The sequence below is a fragment of the Streptomyces sp. NPDC048018 genome, assembly GCF_043202995.1.
GTDB lineage: Bacteria > Actinomycetota > Actinomycetes > Streptomycetales > Streptomycetaceae > Streptomyces.
Window position 1 is genome coordinate 309,417 of record NZ_JBIDBK010000004.1, and the last position, 16,259, is coordinate 325,675.

Annotated in this window: 16 protein-coding genes; 3 read left to right on the forward strand and 13 right to left on the reverse strand. The window is 74.4% G+C overall.

Translation table 11 applies throughout. The features are described from left to right. The first annotated feature begins 6 nt into the window (after positions 1–6). Complete coding sequence (locus ACGF1Z_RS17250; protein WP_393004722.1) at positions 7–1,026, forward strand: hydroxyacid dehydrogenase; 1,020 nt, start codon at positions 7–9, stop codon at positions 1,024–1,026. On the opposite strand, the gene ACGF1Z_RS17255 is transcribed toward ACGF1Z_RS17250, so the two are convergent. After that, entirely contained in the window at positions 1,003–4,470 is a 3,468-nt protein-coding gene (locus tag ACGF1Z_RS17255; RefSeq protein ID WP_393004724.1) for a hypothetical protein, read from the reverse strand. The genes ACGF1Z_RS17250 and ACGF1Z_RS17255 overlap by 24 nt on opposite strands. An 86-nt stretch (positions 4,471–4,556) precedes the next feature. Here ACGF1Z_RS17255 and ACGF1Z_RS17260 point away from each other — a divergent pair, with 86 nt between their 5' ends. Beyond that, entirely contained in the window at positions 4,557–5,255 is a 699-nt protein-coding gene (locus tag ACGF1Z_RS17260; RefSeq protein WP_393004726.1) for an ester cyclase, read from the forward strand. An 85-nt stretch (positions 5,256–5,340) separates the two neighbouring features. On the opposite strand, the gene groL is transcribed toward ACGF1Z_RS17260, so the two are convergent. The 4 genes from groL to ACGF1Z_RS17280 all read right to left on the reverse strand — a co-directional run bounded on the left by groL (position 5,341) and on the right by ACGF1Z_RS17280 (position 8,800). Continuing rightward, a complete protein-coding gene (gene groL, locus ACGF1Z_RS17265) occupies positions 5,341–6,963 on the reverse strand; it encodes a chaperonin GroEL (RefSeq protein ID WP_393004728.1) in 1,623 nt (540 codons plus the stop codon). A gap of 116 nt (positions 6,964–7,079) precedes the next feature. Continuing rightward, positions 7,080–7,388 (reverse strand): co-chaperone GroES, encoded by a 309-nt coding sequence (gene groES, locus ACGF1Z_RS17270; protein ID WP_057584642.1) that lies wholly within the window; start codon positions 7,386–7,388, stop codon positions 7,080–7,082. Positions 7,389–7,562: 174 nt separating this feature from the next. After that, positions 7,563–7,877 carry a hypothetical protein gene (locus tag ACGF1Z_RS17275; protein WP_393004731.1) on the reverse strand — a complete coding sequence of 105 codons (315 nt, stop codon included), beginning with the start codon at positions 7,875–7,877 and terminating at the stop codon, positions 7,563–7,565. After that, complete coding sequence (locus ACGF1Z_RS17280; protein WP_393004733.1) at positions 7,874–8,800, reverse strand: polysaccharide deacetylase family protein; 927 nt, start codon at positions 8,798–8,800, stop codon at positions 7,874–7,876. The genes ACGF1Z_RS17275 and ACGF1Z_RS17280 overlap by 4 nt, the downstream gene beginning before the upstream one ends. 100 nt (positions 8,801–8,900) lie before the next feature. On the opposite strand from ACGF1Z_RS17280, the gene ACGF1Z_RS17285 reads away from it, so the two are divergent. Continuing rightward, on the forward strand, positions 8,901–10,085 hold the full coding sequence (locus ACGF1Z_RS17285; protein ID WP_393004734.1) for an SAM-dependent methyltransferase: 1,185 nt from the start codon (positions 8,901–8,903) through the stop codon (positions 10,083–10,085). Here the strand turns inward: ACGF1Z_RS17285 and ACGF1Z_RS17290 are convergent. The 8 genes from ACGF1Z_RS17290 to tsaB all read right to left on the reverse strand — a co-directional run bounded on the left by ACGF1Z_RS17290 (position 10,030) and on the right by tsaB (position 16,245). After that, entirely contained in the window at positions 10,030–10,686 is a 657-nt protein-coding gene (locus ACGF1Z_RS17290) for a hypothetical protein (protein WP_393004735.1), read from the reverse strand. The two genes, ACGF1Z_RS17285 and ACGF1Z_RS17290, sit on opposite strands and share 56 nt — an antisense overlap. Before the next feature lie 347 nt (positions 10,687–11,033). Then, complete coding sequence (locus ACGF1Z_RS17295; RefSeq protein ID WP_393005640.1) at positions 11,034–12,269, reverse strand: RNA polymerase sigma factor; 1,236 nt, start codon at positions 12,267–12,269, stop codon at positions 11,034–11,036. 85 nt (positions 12,270–12,354) lie between these two features. Next, complete coding sequence (locus ACGF1Z_RS17300; protein ID WP_393004737.1) at positions 12,355–12,720, reverse strand: YciI family protein; 366 nt, start codon at positions 12,718–12,720, stop codon at positions 12,355–12,357. 123 nt (positions 12,721–12,843) lie between these two features. Beyond that, positions 12,844–13,689: a polysaccharide deacetylase family protein gene (locus ACGF1Z_RS17305; protein WP_393004739.1), complete on the reverse strand. Its 846-nt coding sequence runs from the start codon at positions 13,687–13,689 to the stop codon at positions 12,844–12,846. A gap of 46 nt (positions 13,690–13,735) precedes the next feature. Beyond that, the gene (locus ACGF1Z_RS17310) at positions 13,736–13,978 is read right to left on the reverse strand and encodes a hypothetical protein (RefSeq protein WP_393005642.1); all 243 of its coding nucleotides are present in this window, start codon (positions 13,976–13,978) and stop codon (positions 13,736–13,738) included. A 14-nt stretch (positions 13,979–13,992) separates the two neighbouring features. Continuing rightward, entirely contained in the window at positions 13,993–15,099 is a 1,107-nt protein-coding gene (gene tsaD / locus ACGF1Z_RS17315; RefSeq protein ID WP_393004741.1) for a tRNA (adenosine(37)-N6)-threonylcarbamoyltransferase complex transferase subunit TsaD, read from the reverse strand. Then, positions 15,089–15,571 (reverse strand): ribosomal protein S18-alanine N-acetyltransferase, encoded by a 483-nt coding sequence (gene rimI / locus ACGF1Z_RS17320; protein WP_393005644.1) that lies wholly within the window; start codon positions 15,569–15,571, stop codon positions 15,089–15,091. The genes tsaD and rimI overlap by 11 nt, the downstream gene beginning before the upstream one ends. Before the next feature lie 17 nt (positions 15,572–15,588). After that, positions 15,589–16,245, reverse strand: a complete 657-nt coding sequence (gene tsaB / locus ACGF1Z_RS17325) for a tRNA (adenosine(37)-N6)-threonylcarbamoyltransferase complex dimerization subunit type 1 TsaB (RefSeq protein WP_393004743.1) — start codon at positions 16,243–16,245, stop codon at positions 15,589–15,591. Positions 16,246–16,259: the final 14 nt, after the last annotated feature.

Here is a 16,259-nt window from a genome sequence, read left to right on the forward strand (position 1 = left end):
CCCACGATGCACCCCACCACCGACAACCGCCCCGCCCTCCTCCTCGCGATGGGCCCGGGCGTCGCCGAACGCCTCCTCACCGAGGACCACCGCGCCCGGCTGGCCGCGCTCACGCGCACCGACCCCTCGCTGGTCGCCCCTGACCTGACGGCGCCCTCCCCCGAGGCGGCCGCGGCCCTCGCCGAGGCCGAACTCCTCCTCACCTGCTGGGGAGCCACCCCGCTCACCCCCGAGGTCCTCGACCGCGCCCCGCGGCTGCGGGCCGTCGTCCACGCGGCGGGCTCGGTCAAGCACCACATCACCGACGCCTGCTGGGCCCGCGGCATCCAGGTCACCTCGGCGGCCGCCGCCAACGCGCTGCCCGTCGCCGAGTACACCCTCGCCGCGATCCTGTTCGCCGGGAAGCGGGTGCTGCACTCGGCCCGGCAGTACGCCGAACTGCGCACCGACCAGGCCTGGATCGCCGAGTCCGCCGACTGGGGCAACTACCGGCGGACCGTCGGCATCGTCGGCGCCTCCCGCATCGGCCGCCGGGTCCTCGACCTGCTCCGCCCCTTCGACCTCCAGGTCCTCCTCCACGACCCGTACGTGACGGCCGCGCCGCCCGGCGTCGAGCTCGTCGGCCTCGACGAACTGTGCGCGCGCAGCACGGTCGTCTCCGTCCACGCGCCGCAGCTCCCGGCCACGTACCGCATGATCGGCGCGCCCCAGCTCGCCGCGATGCCCGACGGCGCGACCCTCGTCAACACCGCCCGCGGCTCCCTCGTCGACGAGGACGCCCTGCTGCCCCATCTCCGCTCGGGCCGCCTGCACGCCGTCCTCGACGTGACCGACCCCGAGCTCCCGCCGCCGGACTCCCCGCTCTACGAGCTCCCCAACGTCCTCCTCACCCCGCACGTCGCCGGCTCCCTCGGCAACGAACTCCACCGCATGGCCGACCACGCCCTGGCGGAGGTGGCCCGGTACGCGCGGGGGGAGCCGTTCGCGGAGCGGGTCAGGGCCTCAGACCTGCAGCGCTCGGCGTAGCCGCGCGCCCTCGGCGAGGACCTCCGGGAGGACCTCCGGCGCACGGTGCAGCACCGCCGGGAGCACGTCGAACCAGTGCCCCAGGTGCAGCGCGAGCGCGGTGCAGCGGCGGGCCCGGGCCGCCTCCGTGTCCGGCAGGGCGACGGCGAGCTCCGCCAGGACCCCGGCGCAGCTCCGCCCGAGCCCGTGCAGCCCGGCCAGGACCTCCTCGGCCCGGTCGTGGTCACCGGCCGCGACCAGGTCCCGGGCGAGCCCGAGCTGGAGCTCGGGGGCCTCGTCCGGGCCCAGGGAGCCGGTCAGGGCGAGGGCCTCGTCGGGCCGGCCGGTGAGGACGAGGGCCCGGGCGGCGGCGGCGACCTCCTCCGGGTCCGCCGCCGCGGTCGCCGTCGCCCGGACCACGTCCTGCGCGTCCGCCCGCCGCCCCAGGGCGAGCTGGGCCCGCACCAGGTCCGGCAGGGAGATCACGGAGACCGCGGCCTCCGCCCGCCGCAGCCGGTCCAGCGCCTGCTCCGGGCGCCCCGCCCGGGCCAGTGCCAGCGCCACGAGCGCCTCCGCCTGACCCTCGCGCTCCCGGTCGGGCGGGTCGGCCGCGAGCCGGGCGGCGTGCCGCCACGCGCCCGCCTCCGCCAGGGCGCGCAGGGCCGCCAGAAGGACGGTGTCCACGAGATCGGAGCAGCCCTCCACGACACGGATCGCCGCGTCGTGGGCGCCCGCCGCGATCCGGGCCTCCACCACGGGGACGAGCGCGGACTCGCGCAGCAGGAACGGCAGCTCCCCGGCGAGGGCCTCCGCCCGGTCGGTCTCGCCCACCGCCAGCAGGGCGTCGACCAGGCGGAGGGGCTGGCCGTCCGCGCCCCGGAGCAGGTCCTCCGCAAGGAGCTCGCGGGCCGTGCCGAGCAGTCCGTCCAGTGGGGCGACCGCCTCGGCGACGCCGGCGATCCGGCGGACGAGCCCGCCGCGCGGCGGGGCGCTGTGCAGCCGCTCGGCGTCGGCAAGCAGCTGCAGGGCGGTCGCCCGGTCCCCGCGGGCCAGGAGTTCGTCCGCCACCGCCAGCGCCATGGCGGCGTCCGTCGCGCCTCCCGTACGGGTCAGGGCGACGGCCCTGGCCGTGTCGCCGCGCCGGACGAGAGCCCGCGTGTAGCCGCCGAGGACCCGGTCCTGGGCGCGGGGGCCGAGCTTCCGCAGCAGCGGCCTGAGCCCGCGCCAGTCGCAGGCCTCGGCCCGCTGGGCGGCCAGCAGCTCCCAGCCCCGTGCCGCGTCCTGGCGGGGCAGACCGTCCAGCAGCGGTTCCGCCTCGGCGCCGCGCCCGGCGCCGATCAGCTCCTCGGCCAGGATGCGGCGGACCGCTCGGCCGGTGATGTCGTCGGGCAGCCGGTCCAGGACGGCCAGCGCCCGGTCGAAGGCCCCCGCACGGGCCAGCTGCTCGGCGAACTCCTCCTCGCCGGGGCCGCCGCCGAACCGCAGCCCGAGGGCCGTGAGCCGTGCGAACTCCCCCGCGTCGACGAGGGCCCGGGCCACCGCGTGCAGCGCGTAGACGTCCGCGTCGGTCTCCTCGGCCGCCGCCAGTCCGGCCCTCCGCAGGGCGTCGGCCCGCTCCGCGTACCCGGCCGCCCGCAGGGCGTCCGCGCCGTGCAGGAGCAGCGCGGCCCGGCACGGGTCCTCGGGGGTTCCGGTGACGGCCTCCTCGGCCTCGGCGGGCCGGCCGGCCGCCAGCAGGGCCCGGCACACCAGGGTGACCGTCGCCATCCGCAGCGGATGCTCGACCTCGCCGCGCGCCGTACGGGCGATCCGCAGCGCCGACGCGAACTCCCCGGCCGCGCACAGCGCCCGCACCAGCGCCGTCAGTTCCTCGTTCCTGAACCCCTCCGGCATGGCCAGGACCATCCGTTCGGCCCGCCGGTGCGCGCCCGTCGCGAGGAGCAGCGGGGTCAGGTGCACGGCGGCCCGGTGCCGTTCGAAGTCGCTCTCCCGCGCGAGCGCGAGCCGCTCCGCCCGGTCGACGAGCTCCGCCGCGGCGGCCCCGTCGCCCGCGTCCAGCAGCCGGGTCGCGATCGCGGCGAGGACCCGCACGGTGCGCAGCGGGCTCTCGCCCTCGACGAGGGCGAGGGCCCGGTCCAGCTCGCCCGCGGCGGCCCAGGCGCCGGCGAGTTCGGCCGGGAGGGCGCCGGTGCGCAGGGCGAGCGCGTCCCGGCGCATCGCGAGGCGGAGCATCGACGGGACGAGGTCCGGCCCGTCCCCGAGGGCGAGGAGCGCCTCCGCGGCGGCACGGACCTCGGCGGCCGCGGTCCCGTCCCCGCCCGTCGCCGCGCGCATCCGGTCGTGGCGTGCGGCGTCCAGCGCGCACGCCAGCATGCGGTCCGTGTCCCCGGCGGTCCGCAGCATCGCGCCGTACGACCGGAGCAGGTACTCCGGTGTCCCCTCCGGCCAGCCGCGCCGCCGCCACTCCCCGGCCCAGTCGTGCAGCCGGTTCCGGCGGCGGTCGAGTTCGCGGGTGCCCAGCATCTCCTGGGCCTGGGCGGCGAGTTCCTCGTGGGCGAGCAGAAAGGCGTCGCCGCGCCGGGCGAAGGTCCGGCCGGGGCCGGTGCGCAGCACGTCCCGTACGCGGTAGGGGACCTCGCCGGTCAGCTCCGCGAGGTCGTCGGCGGTGAGGCCGCCGCCCGCGGCCGTGACCAGGGCGAGGATCTCGTGCGGCGGTCCGTCGGCGGTCAGCAGGTGCTTGAGCTCGCGCTCGGCCTCGGTCCGGATCGCGCGGGCGGCGGGGGACGGGGCGAGGAGCCGGACGGTCGCCGGGTCGCGCAGCGGATGGGTCTCGGGGACGTCCGGCGGGAGCGGCGGATGGAGACGGCCGGAGACGATCACGTGCCCGTCCGGCGGGAGGAGGGCCGCGATGGAGTGGGCGTCCGCGCCGGTGGTCACGCCCCGGTCCTCGTCGAGGCCGTCGACGAGGAGGACGAGCCGTTCGCCGCGCGCGGCGCAGACGCGGCGGGCCGCCCGGTGCAGCCGCAGCAGGTGGGCCTCGCGGGTGGCGGGGGTGAGCAGGGCGGGCAGCGGCTCGCCGGCCAGCTCGGCGAGCTGTTCCACGACGACGTCCACGAAGGCGACGGCGTCGTTCTGGGCGCCCCAGCGGGCGGTGACGAAGAAGGGCACGAGGCGTACACCGGGTGGCGGGGCGAGGGCGAAGGCGGCCATCAGGGCCGTCTTGCCGGCCCAGGCGTCGGCGCGCCAGTACGCGTATCCGGAGCCGGTCCGGCAGAAGGCGGCGAGTTCCGCCGACTCCGCCTCGCGGCCCACCAGTTCCGCGGGCGCGATCCGGCGCAGCTGTTCCCGGTAGCCCGAGCGGACGGCCGGCGCGACGCCCACCACGACCTGGTTTCCGTCCCCGACGACCACGACGCCGTCGGAATTGTCGACGGTGACCGGCCGCTCCCCCCGCGTCTGCTCCATGGCTCCCATGCTGCCAGGGCACCCCGGCCCCCCGGACCTAGACTGGAAGAGTTCGAGCGGGTCCGGGAGCGGCTCCGGGAGGCGCCATGACCTTCGTGCAGATCATCGACTGCAAGACCAGCGACGTCGACGGCCTCAATCGCCTCATGGACCGCTGGATCGACCAGACGCAGGGCAGACGCACCGCCACCCACAGCATGGTCGGCAAGGACCGCTCCGACGCCTCCCATGTCGTGGAGATCGTCGAATTCCCGTCGTACGACGTGGCGATGCGCAATTCGCAGCTTCCCGAGACCGACCGGATCTTCCGGGAGATGGTGGCGCTCTGCGACGAGATGCCGACCTTCACCGACCTCGACGTCGTGCGGGACGAGGCGCTGTACAAGGGCAATGCCCGGCGGCTCCTGCGGATGTTCGCCGAGGAGGAGGAGCTCGCGCTGCTCGACGGGGTGCTGGCCGAGGGGTACCACGACCACGACCCGACGAACGAGCAGGACGTCATCGGCATGGACGCCGTCCGGCGCGAGGTGGAGATGTGGCGGGGCGGCTTCGACTTCACCTTCACCGTCGACGACCAGATCGCCGAGGGCGACCGGGTGTGCACCCGCTGGACCTGGCAGGGCACCCACACCGGCGACTTCATGGGGCTGCAGCCCACCGGCATGGAGGTGTCCATGACCGGCACGGTCGTCCACCGCTTCCGGGACGACGGGAAGATCAGGGAAGGGTGGTGGCAGTACGACCTGCTCGGGCTGATGGGGCAGCTCGGCGCGGTCGAGGGATGAGCCGGGGCGGCCGGCCACGGGCGAGGCCCGGTGCTCCCGCGACGGGAGCACCGGGCCTCGTGACGTACGGGCGTACGTTCAGGCGTCAGTGGGAGTGGCCGTGGCCGTGGCCCGCGTCCGCCGGCTCCTCCTCCTTCTTCTCCACCACGAGGGTCTCGGTGGTGAGAAGCAGGGAGGCGATCGAGGCCGCGTTCTCCAGGGCGGAGCGCGTGACCTTCACCGGGTCGATGACGCCGGCCTTGACCAGGTCGCCGTACTCGCCGGTCGCGGCGTTGAAGCCCTGGCCCTTGTCGAGCTCCGCCACCTTCGCGGTGATGACGTAGCCCTCGAGGCCCGCGTTCTCGGCGATCCAGCGCAGCGGCTCGACGGCGGCGCGGCGGACGACGGCGACACCGGTGGCCTCGTCGCCGGTCTTGTCGAGGTTGCCCTCGAGGACCTTGACGGCGTGGACGAGCGCGGAGCCACCACCGGAGACGATGCCCTCCTCGACCGCGGCGCGGGTCGCGGAGATGGCGTCCTCCAGACGGTGCTTCTTCTCCTTCAGCTCCACCTCGGTGGCGGCGCCAACCTTGATGACGCACACGCCGCCGGCCAGCTTCGCGAGGCGCTCCTGGAGCTTCTCGCGGTCCCAGTCGGAGTCCGTGGACTCGATCTCGGCCTTGATCTGGTTGACGCGGCCGAGGACGTCCTCGGAGGTGCCGGCGCCGTCCACGATCGTGGTGTCGTCCTTGGTGACGGTCACGCGGCGGGCGGAGCCCAGCACGTCCAGACCGGCCTGGTCGAGCTTGAGGCCGACCTCCTCGGAGATGACGGTCGCACCGGTGAGGGTGGCCATGTCCTGGAGCATCGCCTTGCGGCGGTCACCGAAGCCGGGCGCCTTGACGGCGACGGCGTTGAAGGTGCCACGGATCTTGTTGACGACGAGGGTGGAGAGCGCCTCGCCCTCGACGTCCTCGGCGATGATCAGCAGCGGCTTGGAGCCACCGGCCTGGATGACCTTCTCGAGCAGCGGCAGGAGGTCCTGGATGGAGGAGATCTTGCCCTGGTTGATCAGGATGTAGGGGTCGTCGAGGACGGCCTCCATGCGCTCCTGGTCGCTGACCATGTACGGGGACAGGTAGCCCTTGTCGAAGGCCATGCCCTCGGTGAAGTCGAGCTCCAGACCGAAGGTGTTGGACTCCTCGACGGTGATGACACCGTCCTTGCCGACCTTGTCCATCGCCTCGGCGATGAGCTCGCCGACCTGCTGGTCCTGCGCGGAGAGCGCGGCGACGGCGGCGATGTCGGACTTGTCGTCGATCGGGCGCGCGGTGGCGAGCAGCTCGTCGGAGACGGCCTTGACGGCGGCGTCGATGCCCTTCTTCAGGGCGGCCGGGGAGGCGCCGGCGGCGACGTTGCGCAGACCCTCGCGGACCAGGGCCTGGGCGAGCACGGTGGCGGTGGTGGTGCCGTCACCCGCGATGTCGTTGGTCTTGGTCGCCACCTCCTTCACCAGCTGGGCGCCGAGGTTCTCGTACGGGTCCTCGATCTCGACCTCACGGGCGATCGTGACACCGTCGTTGGTGATGGTGGGGGCGCCGAACTTCTTGTCGATGACGACGTTGCGGCCCTTGGGGCCGATCGTCACCTTCACCGTGTCGGCCAGCTTGTTGACGCCGCGCTCAAGGGCGCGACGGGCGTCCTCGTCGAACTTCAGGATCTTCGCCATGGGAGCGATTCAGCCCTCTCGGAAATCGTAGAAAAAACTGCGCCCCTGAACGCCCGCGGAGAAACCAGGGGGTCAGGGGCGCAGCTCAAAGCATCTGGTTCAGGTGCCTTGGTGACTTACTTCTCGATGATCGCGAGCACGTCGCGAGCCGAGAGGACGAGGAACTCCTCGCCGTTGTACTTCACCTCGGTGCCGCCGTACTTGCTGTAGAGCACGACATCGCCGACCTTGACGTCGAGCGGCAGGCGCTCGCCGTTCTCGAAGCGACCCGGACCCACGGCGAGGACGGCGCCCTCCTGGGGCTTCTCCTTCGCAGTGTCCGGAATGACCAGGCCAGAGGCGGTGGTCTGCTCGGCGTCGAGCGGCTGGACCACAATGCGGTCCTCGAGCGGCTTGATGGCAACCTTGGAGCTGGTGGTCGTCACGATCCGACCTCCCCCTTCGGAGATCTCACGGGGTTAACTGTCTGAGGTGGCGACCAGGTGGATCCGTCGTCGCGGGTGCCGGACCTGCCCGTCGCTGTGTTGGCACTCTCCAGTGGGGAGTGCCAGAGCCGAGACTATGACCGCGATTAGCACTCGGTCAAGCGGAGTGCCAATTCACGACCCCGTGGCGCGAACGACGGCCCTCACCGCGGCGCCCTGAGGGGGAACGCCCGGGCGGAGTCCGTGGTTCCGTACGAGCGGGACGACGGTGGGGGCGGAGGGCCGGAAGGACGCCGAGGGCCCGGGGTCCGCCGGCGGCCGGACCGCCGGCGGGTGCGCCGCCCGGTCCCGGTGGGCACGCGGGGAGACCTTCTCCGCCGCCTTGCGGCCGAGGCGCTCGATCGGGTCGACGGAGGACGCGCAGGCCGGCAGGGCGAACAGCGCACCGGTCAGGGCCAGGGCCGCGGTCAGCCGGCGCGCCCGGCTCATACGTAGTCCTCGAGCTTCGCCACCGCGTACCCCTTGTCCGTGACCGTCTTCATCACCCTGCGGATCATGTCCGGCATGGTGCCCTTCCAGTCCCCCTTGCCGCGGAAGTGGGTGAGGATGATGTCGCCCGGGTGCAGGTCCCGGTCCCACTCGCGCCACTCCATGTGGTCGACGAAGGCCTCGGAGGCCCACAGCGGCACCGCCTCGACGCCGCAGGACTTCGCCGCGCGCAGGGTGTCCTCGTTGTAGTTGCCGTACGGCGGGCGGAAGAGCCGCGGCCGCTTGCCGAACTGCTTCTGGATGACGTCCTGCATCCCGCAGATCTGGCGCTTCTGGTCGTCGTAGTCGAGGCCCGGCAGATACGGGTGGGTCAGGGTGTGGTTGTGCAGGGAGACCCCGGCGTCCTGCATCTTCCTGAAGTACCCGTAGTCGTCCTTGACCAGGTAGTCACTGAGGAAGGCGCTGTACGGGATCTTCAGGTCGCTCATCATCCGCAGCAGCGCGGGGTCCTTCTCGGCGCCGTCGTCGATCGTCAGGAAGACGACCTTCTCCTTGGTCGGCACGGTGGTGAAGACCGGCGGCAGGCCCTTCCCGGCGGTCTCGAAGCCCTTGCGGGTGGTGATCCCCGGCTTCACCCCGGGCGGCTGGGGCGCCTCGAGCGGGGGCTTGTCCAGGCCCCACTTCCTGGCGGCGGCGACGCGTGCGGCGCGCGCCTGGCGGACCCGTTCGACATAGGCGTTCAGCGCGCCGGCGGCGCCTTCCGGGCGCCCCTGCCGGCCGGCGGCCGGCTTCGCGGGGGCGGGCTGCTCACCGGCCCCCGGGTCGGCGCAGGCGGAGCCGAGCACGGCGACGAGCAGGGCGACCCCGACCGTGCGCACCGACCGAAAGGAGACCCTCTGTTCTTTTTGTCGTACTAGCTGCATGGCGCCGCATCCTGTCAGCGCCACGCCCCTCCGGGGCGCCGACACCACCGGCGGGCCCGCACCATCCCCCGGGCGGCCCACACCTCCCCCGACCAGCACAATGGGACGGGTGACCGACCTCGCCGCCTTCACCGCCCTGCTCGCCCCCGAGGGGCAGGCCCTCCTCGACACGCTGCGCGACCACGACCCCTCGCAGGAGCTGGCGGTCGCCTCACGGCTGCGCCGCGACCACCCCGCCGAACTGGTCTCGGCGGCGCTCGGCCAGGCCCGGCTGCGGCAGCGGGCGGTCGCCAAGTTCGGCGCCGAGGACGCGTACCGGATGTACTTCACGCCCAACGGCGTCGAGCAGTCCACCCGGGCGAGCGTCGGCGCCCACCGGGCCGCCCGGCTCAGGGCGCTCGGGGTCGGGAGCGTCGCGGACCTCTGCTCCGGCATCGGCGGCGACGCCATCGCGCTGGCCCGCGCCGGGATCTCGGTGCTCGCCGTCGACCGCGACCCGCTGACCGCGGCCGCGGCGCGGGCGAACGCGACCGCGCTCGGGCTCGCGGACCTGGTCGAGGTGCGCTGCGCGGACGTGACCGAGGTCGACACCGGACCGTACGACGCGGTCTTCGTCGACCCGGCACGGCGCGGCGGCCGCGGCCGCATCTTCGACCCCGAGGCGTACTCCCCGCCGCTCTCCTGGGCGGTGGAGGCGGCCCGCAGGGCCCCGCACGCGGCCCTCAAGATCGCCCCGGGCATCCCCCACGAGGCGGTGCCGGAGGAGGCCGAGGCGGAGTGGATCTCCGACGGCGGCGACGTGAAGGAGGCGGTGCTCTGGTTCGGCACCGAGCCCGGCGCCCGGCGCGCGACGCTGCTGCCCGGCGGCGCCGGCCTCGTCGGCCGGGGGCTGCCCGACCCGGCGGTCCGCCCGGTCGGGCGCTACCTGTACGAGCCCGACGGCGCCGTCATCCGCGCCCACCTGGTCGCCGACGTGGCCCGGGACCTCGACGGCGGTCTGATCGACGAGACCATCGCCTACATCACGGCCGACGCCCTCACCCCGACCCCGTTCGCCGCCGCCTACGAGATCACCGACGTGCTGCCCTTCAACCTCAAGAGACTGAAGGCCCTGCTCCGCGAACGCGAGGTCGGCACCCTCACCGTCAAGAAGCGCGGTTCGGCCGTCGAGCCCGAGGAGATCCGCCGCAGGGTGAAGCCGAAGGGCCCCAACGCGGCGACGGTCCTGCTCACTCGGGTCGCGGGAGCCCCGACGATGCTGATCGGGCGGCCGGCCGGCCGGTGAGGCGGATCGCCAGGCGGTAGTGCCCGACGGCCTTCGTGAGACCGATCAGACCGGTGATCCAGAGGCCGAGGGCGGCGCCCATCCCGTAGACGACCAGCGGGTAGCCGCCGTTGTCGCGGGTGGTGTGCGCGGCGACCGCGAAGGAGGTCCAGAGGCCCGTCGCGCACAGGGTGAACGACAGCAGCAGCCAGCAGGCGCTCAGCACGGGGGCGCGCAGCCGGGCGTCGGCCACGGGGTCGGCGTCGAGTGCGGCCCACCGGACCAGCCGCTCGCGCGCCAGGCGGTCGCGCAGCACGCTGCGCACGGTCAGCCAGACGGCCGGGACCAGGACACCGATCCCGGCGATCGCGAAGAACAGGCCGAAGAGCAGGGTGAGCGGGTCGGCCACTCCCCCGCCGCGGAACGCCGACATGCCGACGCCGATGAGGCCCCAGCCGAACTCCAGCACCACCAGCCACACCAGAAACAGCGTCAGCCGGCCGGCGCCGAGCAGCCGGCGCCCGAGCTCGTCCAGGGCCCGCGCCCGATCGGCGAGCCGTGCCGCGCGGTCGGGCCAGCTCTGCAGCTCGGCGGGGGGCGGGGGCGGCGGCAGGTTCGACATGGCGTGGAGCCTAGGCGGTGGCCACCCCGCCCGGCCCCGCACCCCCGGCCAAGATCCACCCCGGCCCCCGCGGCCCGGCCCCGAGCCGCTCCCGGACCCCGCACCCGGCCCTTGCCGCGCCCGGACCTGCGCCCGACCCACGCCGCCGAGGCACGCCCCGAGGCCCCGCCCCCGTACCGCACCCGACCCAGTGCCGCGCCCGGACCCCGCACCCGACCCAGTGCCGCGCCCGGCCCCGTACCGCTTCCGGACCCTGCGCCCCGGCGCCGGGCCGAGGCCCGCCCCCGTACCGCTCCCGGACCGGACCCAGCCCCCGGCCGCCGCACGCCCCGCGGCCGCGGTTCCCTCTAGGGCCGGGCCCGCGGGGCTCCCCCGGCGGGCTCCCCGGCCGTCGCGGCCCGTTCCCGCAGCAGCGCGCGTTCCCGTTCGTTGCGGGTCAGGGCGGCGGCGCGTGCGAACTCGGCGCGGGCCTCCGCGGTGCGGCCCAGGCGGGCCAGCAGGTCTCCGCGGACGCTGGGGAGCAGGTGGTAGCCGGACAGGGCCGGTGCGGCGGCCAGCGCGTCCACCAGGGCCAGACCCGCCTCGGGGCCGTCGGCCATCGACACCGCGACGGCCCGGTTGAGCTCCACGACCGGGGAGGGCGCGACGGCGGCGAGCCGCCCGTAGAGCATGGCGATGGTGCGCCAGTCCGTCTCCTCGTACGTCGCCGCCCGCGCGTGGCACGCGGCGACGGCGGCCTGCAGCGCGTACGGACCGTTCGCGCCGCCCGCCCCGACGGCCCGGCCCAGGGCCGCGAAGCCGCGCCGGATCAGCAGCCGGTTCCACCGTCGCCGGTTCTGGTCCGCGAGCAGCACGGGCGCCCCGTCCGGGCCGGTCCTCGCCGCCGTCCGCGAGGCCTGGATCTCCAGCAGGGCGGCGAGGCCGTGCACCTCGCCCTCCCCGGGCATCAGCGCGGCCAGCTGCCGGGCGAGCCGCAGCGCGTCCTCGCACAGGGCGGGCCGCAGGAGGTCGTCGCCGGCGGTCGCCGCGTATCCCTCGTTGAAGATCAGGTAGATGACCTCGAGCACCGAGCCGAGCCGGGCCGCCCGGTCCTCCCCGTACGGCACCTCGAAGGCGACCCCCGCCCTGGCGAGCGTCCGCTTGGCCCGCACGATCCGCTGGGCGACCGTCGGCTCGGGCACCAGGAAGGCGCGGGCGATCTCGTCGGTGCGCAGACCGCCGACGAGCCGCAGCGTCAGCGCCGCCCGGGCCTCGGCGGAGAGCACGGGATGGCAGGCCGTGAAGACCAGCCGCAGCACGTCGTCGTCGATGTCCCCCGGCCCCGACGGCTCGGGATCGCAGGACTCCTCCACGAGCTCACGGCCGGCCTCCGCGAGCTTGCGCGCGTAGGTCTCGCGCCGCCGCACCAGGTCGACCGCGCGGTGCTTGGCCGTGGCCGTCAGCCAGGCGCCGGGCCGGTCCGGGACGCCCGAGGCCGGCCACTGCTCCAGTGCGGCGACGAGCGCGTCCTGGGCGATCTCCTCGGCGATCCCGACGTCCCGGACGATCCGCGCCACGGTGGCGATGATCCGGGCCGACTCCATGCGGAAGACCGTGTCCAGGGTCTCCTCGACCGTCTGTGCCGTCACGTCTCACATGACAGCACAGACCGCCGACGGCCGTGGTGGTTCAGGAGCCCGGCATCTCCTCGACCTCGCGGACCTCCAGGCCCACGGTCCAGTGCGCCGGGTGGACCTCCAGGAAGCGCTTCCCCCACTCGACGGCCTCCGCCATGTCCTTGCACTGCAGCATGGCGTAGCCGCCGACGACCTCCTTGGTCTCGGTGAAGGGGCCGTCGGTGTACGACAGCCTGCCGTCCCGCCAGGTGATCCGGGTGCTCTCGGCGGTGGGCTTCAGTCCGGCCGTGTCGACGAGCGCGCCGGCCTTGGCGATCTCCTCGAACAGCGCGCCCATGCGCTCCTCGAAGCCGGGGTCGGCCGACTCCATGTCGATGGTGTTCTCCTCGATGCGGACGAGGGACAGGAAGCGGGGCATGGTGACTCCTCGGGTGCGGTGGGCGGGGCCGTTCCCCGCCTTCACACTCATACGTCGATCGGGAGACGTCCGCATCGACAACCGCCCGCGGTCTTCTTCCCCGGTCCCCCGAAGGGCCGCCGCTCAGAGGTAGTCCTCCAGGCGGGCCACCGTGAAGCCCTGCTCCTGGATGTGCCGCAGCAGGTTGGCCATCATCTGCGTCATCGTCCGCCCCTTGAGTTCGGAGGGGCCGCGGAAGTGGGCCAGCACGATGTCGCCGGGGTGCAGCTTCCGGTCGCCTCGCTGGTACTGCATGTTCTGGATCTGCATGGACTCGCGCCACAGCACGATCGCGTCGGCGCCGCACCGCCCGGCGGCGGCCCGGGTGGCCTCGTTCCAGTTGCCGTACGGCGGACGGAAGAGCCGCGGCCGCTTGCCGTACTCCGCGGTGAGCCTGTCCTGCTGGCCGCAGATCTCCCGGCGCTGGGCGTCCTGGGAGAGGGTGCGCAGATCGGGGTGGGTGAGGGTGTGGTTGGCGACGCCGTGGCCCTGGGCGACCAGCGGTTCGAAGTACCGGTAGTCGGCGCGTATCGCGGCGTCGGTGAGGAACATCGTCACCGGCACCTTGAGGTCGCGCATCATCGCGACGAACTCGGGGTCCTTCTCGGCGCCGTCGTCGATCGTGACGAAGACGACCCTGTCCTCGGTCGGGATGTCGCTGACGACGGGGACGGGGCCGCCGGCGGCGCGCGTCACCGGCTTCTTCGCGGGCGGGGCCGGCGGGGCGGCGAGGGGCTTCAGGCCCCACTTCGCGTAGGCGGCGGCGCGCGGGTCCGGGGCGGCGGGGGTGGCGGGGGCCCTGTTCCCGGCCGAGGGGGTCACGGAGCCGGCCGTGGGGGCGGGCGGCGCGTCGGCGTCGGCGACCGCGCAGCCGGTCGCGAACAGGGCCACGGCGGTCAGCGCCGCCCACAGCGCGAGGGTCTTCTTCACGCGCTGTGGGATGCCCGAATCGCTCGAAAGGTTGCTCGGGAGGCGCCTATCCGACCGATTCGAAGCGCCAGCGGTGCACCGGACGGGTGGTCAGACCCGGTTCCGGCTCCGGCAGCTCGGGCAGTTCGGCGTCGAGCCCGTCCGGCGTCTCCCACCAGGTCAGGACCAGCACCCGGTCCTGCGGCGCCCGGAAGGTCTCGCGCCGCAGCGGCTCGGCCGGCAGCGCGCACGCCCGGGCCCAGTCGAGGAGTTCGGCGCCGCGGCCCTCGGCCGCGCGCGCCTCCCACATGAGGGTCACCGTGGTCACGGGTACAGGTTCTCCTTGCTGACCTCGTGCACGTGATCGTGGTCGTGGGCGTGGGCCGCCCCCGGCACGTGCGACTCGGTCACCGGCAGCGAGGAGTCCGCCGAGAGCTCCAGGTCGGACGCGGCCCGGCCGCGCGCCACCATCTCGGCGCCGAGCGCGGCGACCATGGCGCCGTTGTCGGTGCACAGGCCCGGCCGGGGCACCCGCAGCCGGATGCCGGCCCGCTCGCAGCGCTCCTCGGCGAGGGCGCGCAGGCGCGAGTTGGCGGCCACGCCGCCGCCGATCATCAGGTGGTCGACGCCCTCGTCCTTGCAGGCCCGCACGGCCTTGCGGGTGAGCACGTCGACGACGGCCTCCTGGAAGGACGCGGCGACGTCCCGGACCGGCACCTCCTCGCCCGCGTTCCGCCTGGCCTCGATCCAGCGGGCCACGGCGGTCTTCAGACCGGAGAAGGAGAAGTCGTACGCGGGGTCCCTGGAGCCGGTCAGACCGCGCGGGAACGCGATCGCCGCCGGGTCGCCCTCCCGGGCGAGCCGGTCGATGACCGGGCCGCCGGGGAAGCCGAGGTCGAGCACGCGGGCGATCTTGTCGAAGGCCTCGCCGGCGGCGTCGTCGATGGTGGCGCCGAGGGGCCGCACGTCGGAGGTGATGTCGCTGGAGAGGAGCAGCGAGGAGTGGCCGCCGGAGACGAGCAGCGCCATCGTCGGCTCGGGCAGCCGGCCGTGCTCCAGCTGGTCCACGCAGATGTGCGAGGCGAGGTGGTTGACGCCGTAGAGCGGCTTGCCGAGGGCGTACGCGTAGGCCTTGGCCGCCGAGACACCGACGAGCAGCGCGCCCGCGAGGCCGGGACCGGCGGTGACGGCGATGCCGTCGAGGTCCCCGGCGGACACCCCGGCCTGCTTCAGGGCGCGCTCGATGGTGGGGACCATGGCCTCCAGGTGCGCGCGGGAGGCGATCTCGGGCACGACGCCGCCGAAGCGGGCGTGGGTGTCGACGCTGGAGGCGACGGCGTCGGCGAGCAGGGTGGTTCCGTGGACGATGCCGACCCCGGTCTCGTCGCAGGAGGTCTCGATGCCGAGTACGAGCGGTTCGTCAGCAGCCATCTGAATCAGTCTCTGTTCCTTGAACGGTGTGTCGCATCACGAGGGCGTCCACGTTGCCGGGCTGGTAGTAGCCGCGACGGAAGCCGATGGGCTCGAAGCCGAAACGCGTGTAGAGCTTCTGGGCCCGGGTGTTGTCCACGCGCACCTCGAGGAGGACCTCCTCGCACTCGAAGGCGGTGGCGGCCTGGAGGAGGTCGGCGAGGAGCCGGGCGCCGAGGCCGGTGCCCCACTGGTCGCGGGCGACGGCGATGGTCTGCACGTCGCCGAGGCCGCCGGCGGCGGCCAGCCCCGCGTAGCCGACGAGCCGGGCGGCCCCGTCCTCGGCGACGTCCTCCGCGACCGTGTAGTGCCGGGTCGCGCGGGGCCCGCGGGCATGGGCGAGCTCCGACCAGAACATCCCCTCCGACCAGGCGTCCTCGGGGAAGAGCTCGGCTTCGAGCGCGAGCACGGGCCCCAGGTCCCACCAGCGCATCTCACGGAGCACGGTCGTCACTGCGGGGTGACCACCTTGTAGTTCTTCGGCACCTGCGCGTCGGGCCGGCGCAGGTACATCGGCAGCGGGTCGAGGAAGCCCTCGCCGCCCGCGGCCAGCTTCTCGGCCGCGAGGGCGGCGAGGGCGGCGGCCGACTGGTGCTCGGGGTCCCGGGCGTCCGGGAACGCCTCCGGGTAGAGCCGGGCGCCCGCGCCCACCACCGGCAGCCCCGCGAGCTGTCCGGCGATGTCGGCGGGCCGGTCGACGGACGCGTCCGTCACCCGCGTCCGGGAGTCGTCGTAGCGCGCCCAGTACACCTCCTTGCGCCGTGCGTCGGTGGCGACGGCGAAGGGCTCCTGGATGCCCGAGGCGTGGGCGAGCCCGTCGAGGGTGCACAGGCCGTGCACGGGCACGCCGAGCGCGGAGGCGAAGGTGGCGGCCGTGACGAGGCCGACGCGCAGACCGGTGTAGGGGCCCGGGCCGACGCCGACCACGAGCCCGGTCACCGCGTCCAGGGTCAGCCCGGCCTCCTTGAGGACCCGGTCGACGGCGGGCAGCAGCAACTCCCCGTGGCGGCGGGCGTCGACCTGACTCGACTCGGCGACGACGGATTCCCCGTCGTGGAGGGCGACGGTGACGGCGGGCGTGGCGGTATCCATGGCGAGCAAGAGCACGCGAACAGCCTACG

Coding starts and splice junctions, on each gene's coding strand:
- ACGF1Z_RS17290 (WP_393004735.1), bottom strand. CDS start 10,686: ATGTCGAACCTGCCGCCGCCCCCGCCCCCCGCCGAGCTGCAGAGCTGG.
- ACGF1Z_RS17280 (WP_393004733.1), bottom strand. CDS start 8,800: ATGCAGCTAGTACGACAAAAAGAACAGAGGGTCTCCTTTCGGTCGGTG.
- ACGF1Z_RS17250 (WP_393004722.1), top strand. CDS start 7: ATGCACCCCACCACCGACAACCGCCCCGCCCTCCTCCTCGCGATGGGC.
- rimI (WP_393005644.1), bottom strand. CDS start 15,571: ATGCGCTGGTGGGACCTGGGGCCCGTGCTCGCGCTCGAAGCCGAGCTC.
- ACGF1Z_RS17310 (WP_393005642.1), bottom strand. CDS start 13,978: ATGTGGGAGGCGCGCGCGGCCGAGGGCCGCGGCGCCGAACTCCTCGAC.
- ACGF1Z_RS17295 (WP_393005640.1), bottom strand. CDS start 12,269: ATGGAGTCGGCCCGGATCATCGCCACCGTGGCGCGGATCGTCCGGGAC.
- ACGF1Z_RS17275 (WP_393004731.1), bottom strand. CDS start 7,877: ATGAGCCGGGCGCGCCGGCTGACCGCGGCCCTGGCCCTGACCGGTGCG.
- ACGF1Z_RS17260 (WP_393004726.1), top strand. CDS start 4,557: ATGACCTTCGTGCAGATCATCGACTGCAAGACCAGCGACGTCGACGGC.
- ACGF1Z_RS17300 (WP_393004737.1), bottom strand. CDS start 12,720: ATGCCCCGCTTCCTGTCCCTCGTCCGCATCGAGGAGAACACCATCGAC.
- groL (WP_393004728.1), bottom strand. CDS start 6,963: ATGGCGAAGATCCTGAAGTTCGACGAGGACGCCCGTCGCGCCCTTGAG.
- tsaD (WP_393004741.1), bottom strand. CDS start 15,099: ATGGCTGCTGACGAACCGCTCGTACTCGGCATCGAGACCTCCTGCGAC.
- ACGF1Z_RS17255 (WP_393004724.1), bottom strand. CDS start 4,470: ATGGAGCAGACGCGGGGGGAGCGGCCGGTCACCGTCGACAATTCCGAC.
- ACGF1Z_RS17285 (WP_393004734.1), top strand. CDS start 8,901: ATGGGACGGGTGACCGACCTCGCCGCCTTCACCGCCCTGCTCGCCCCC.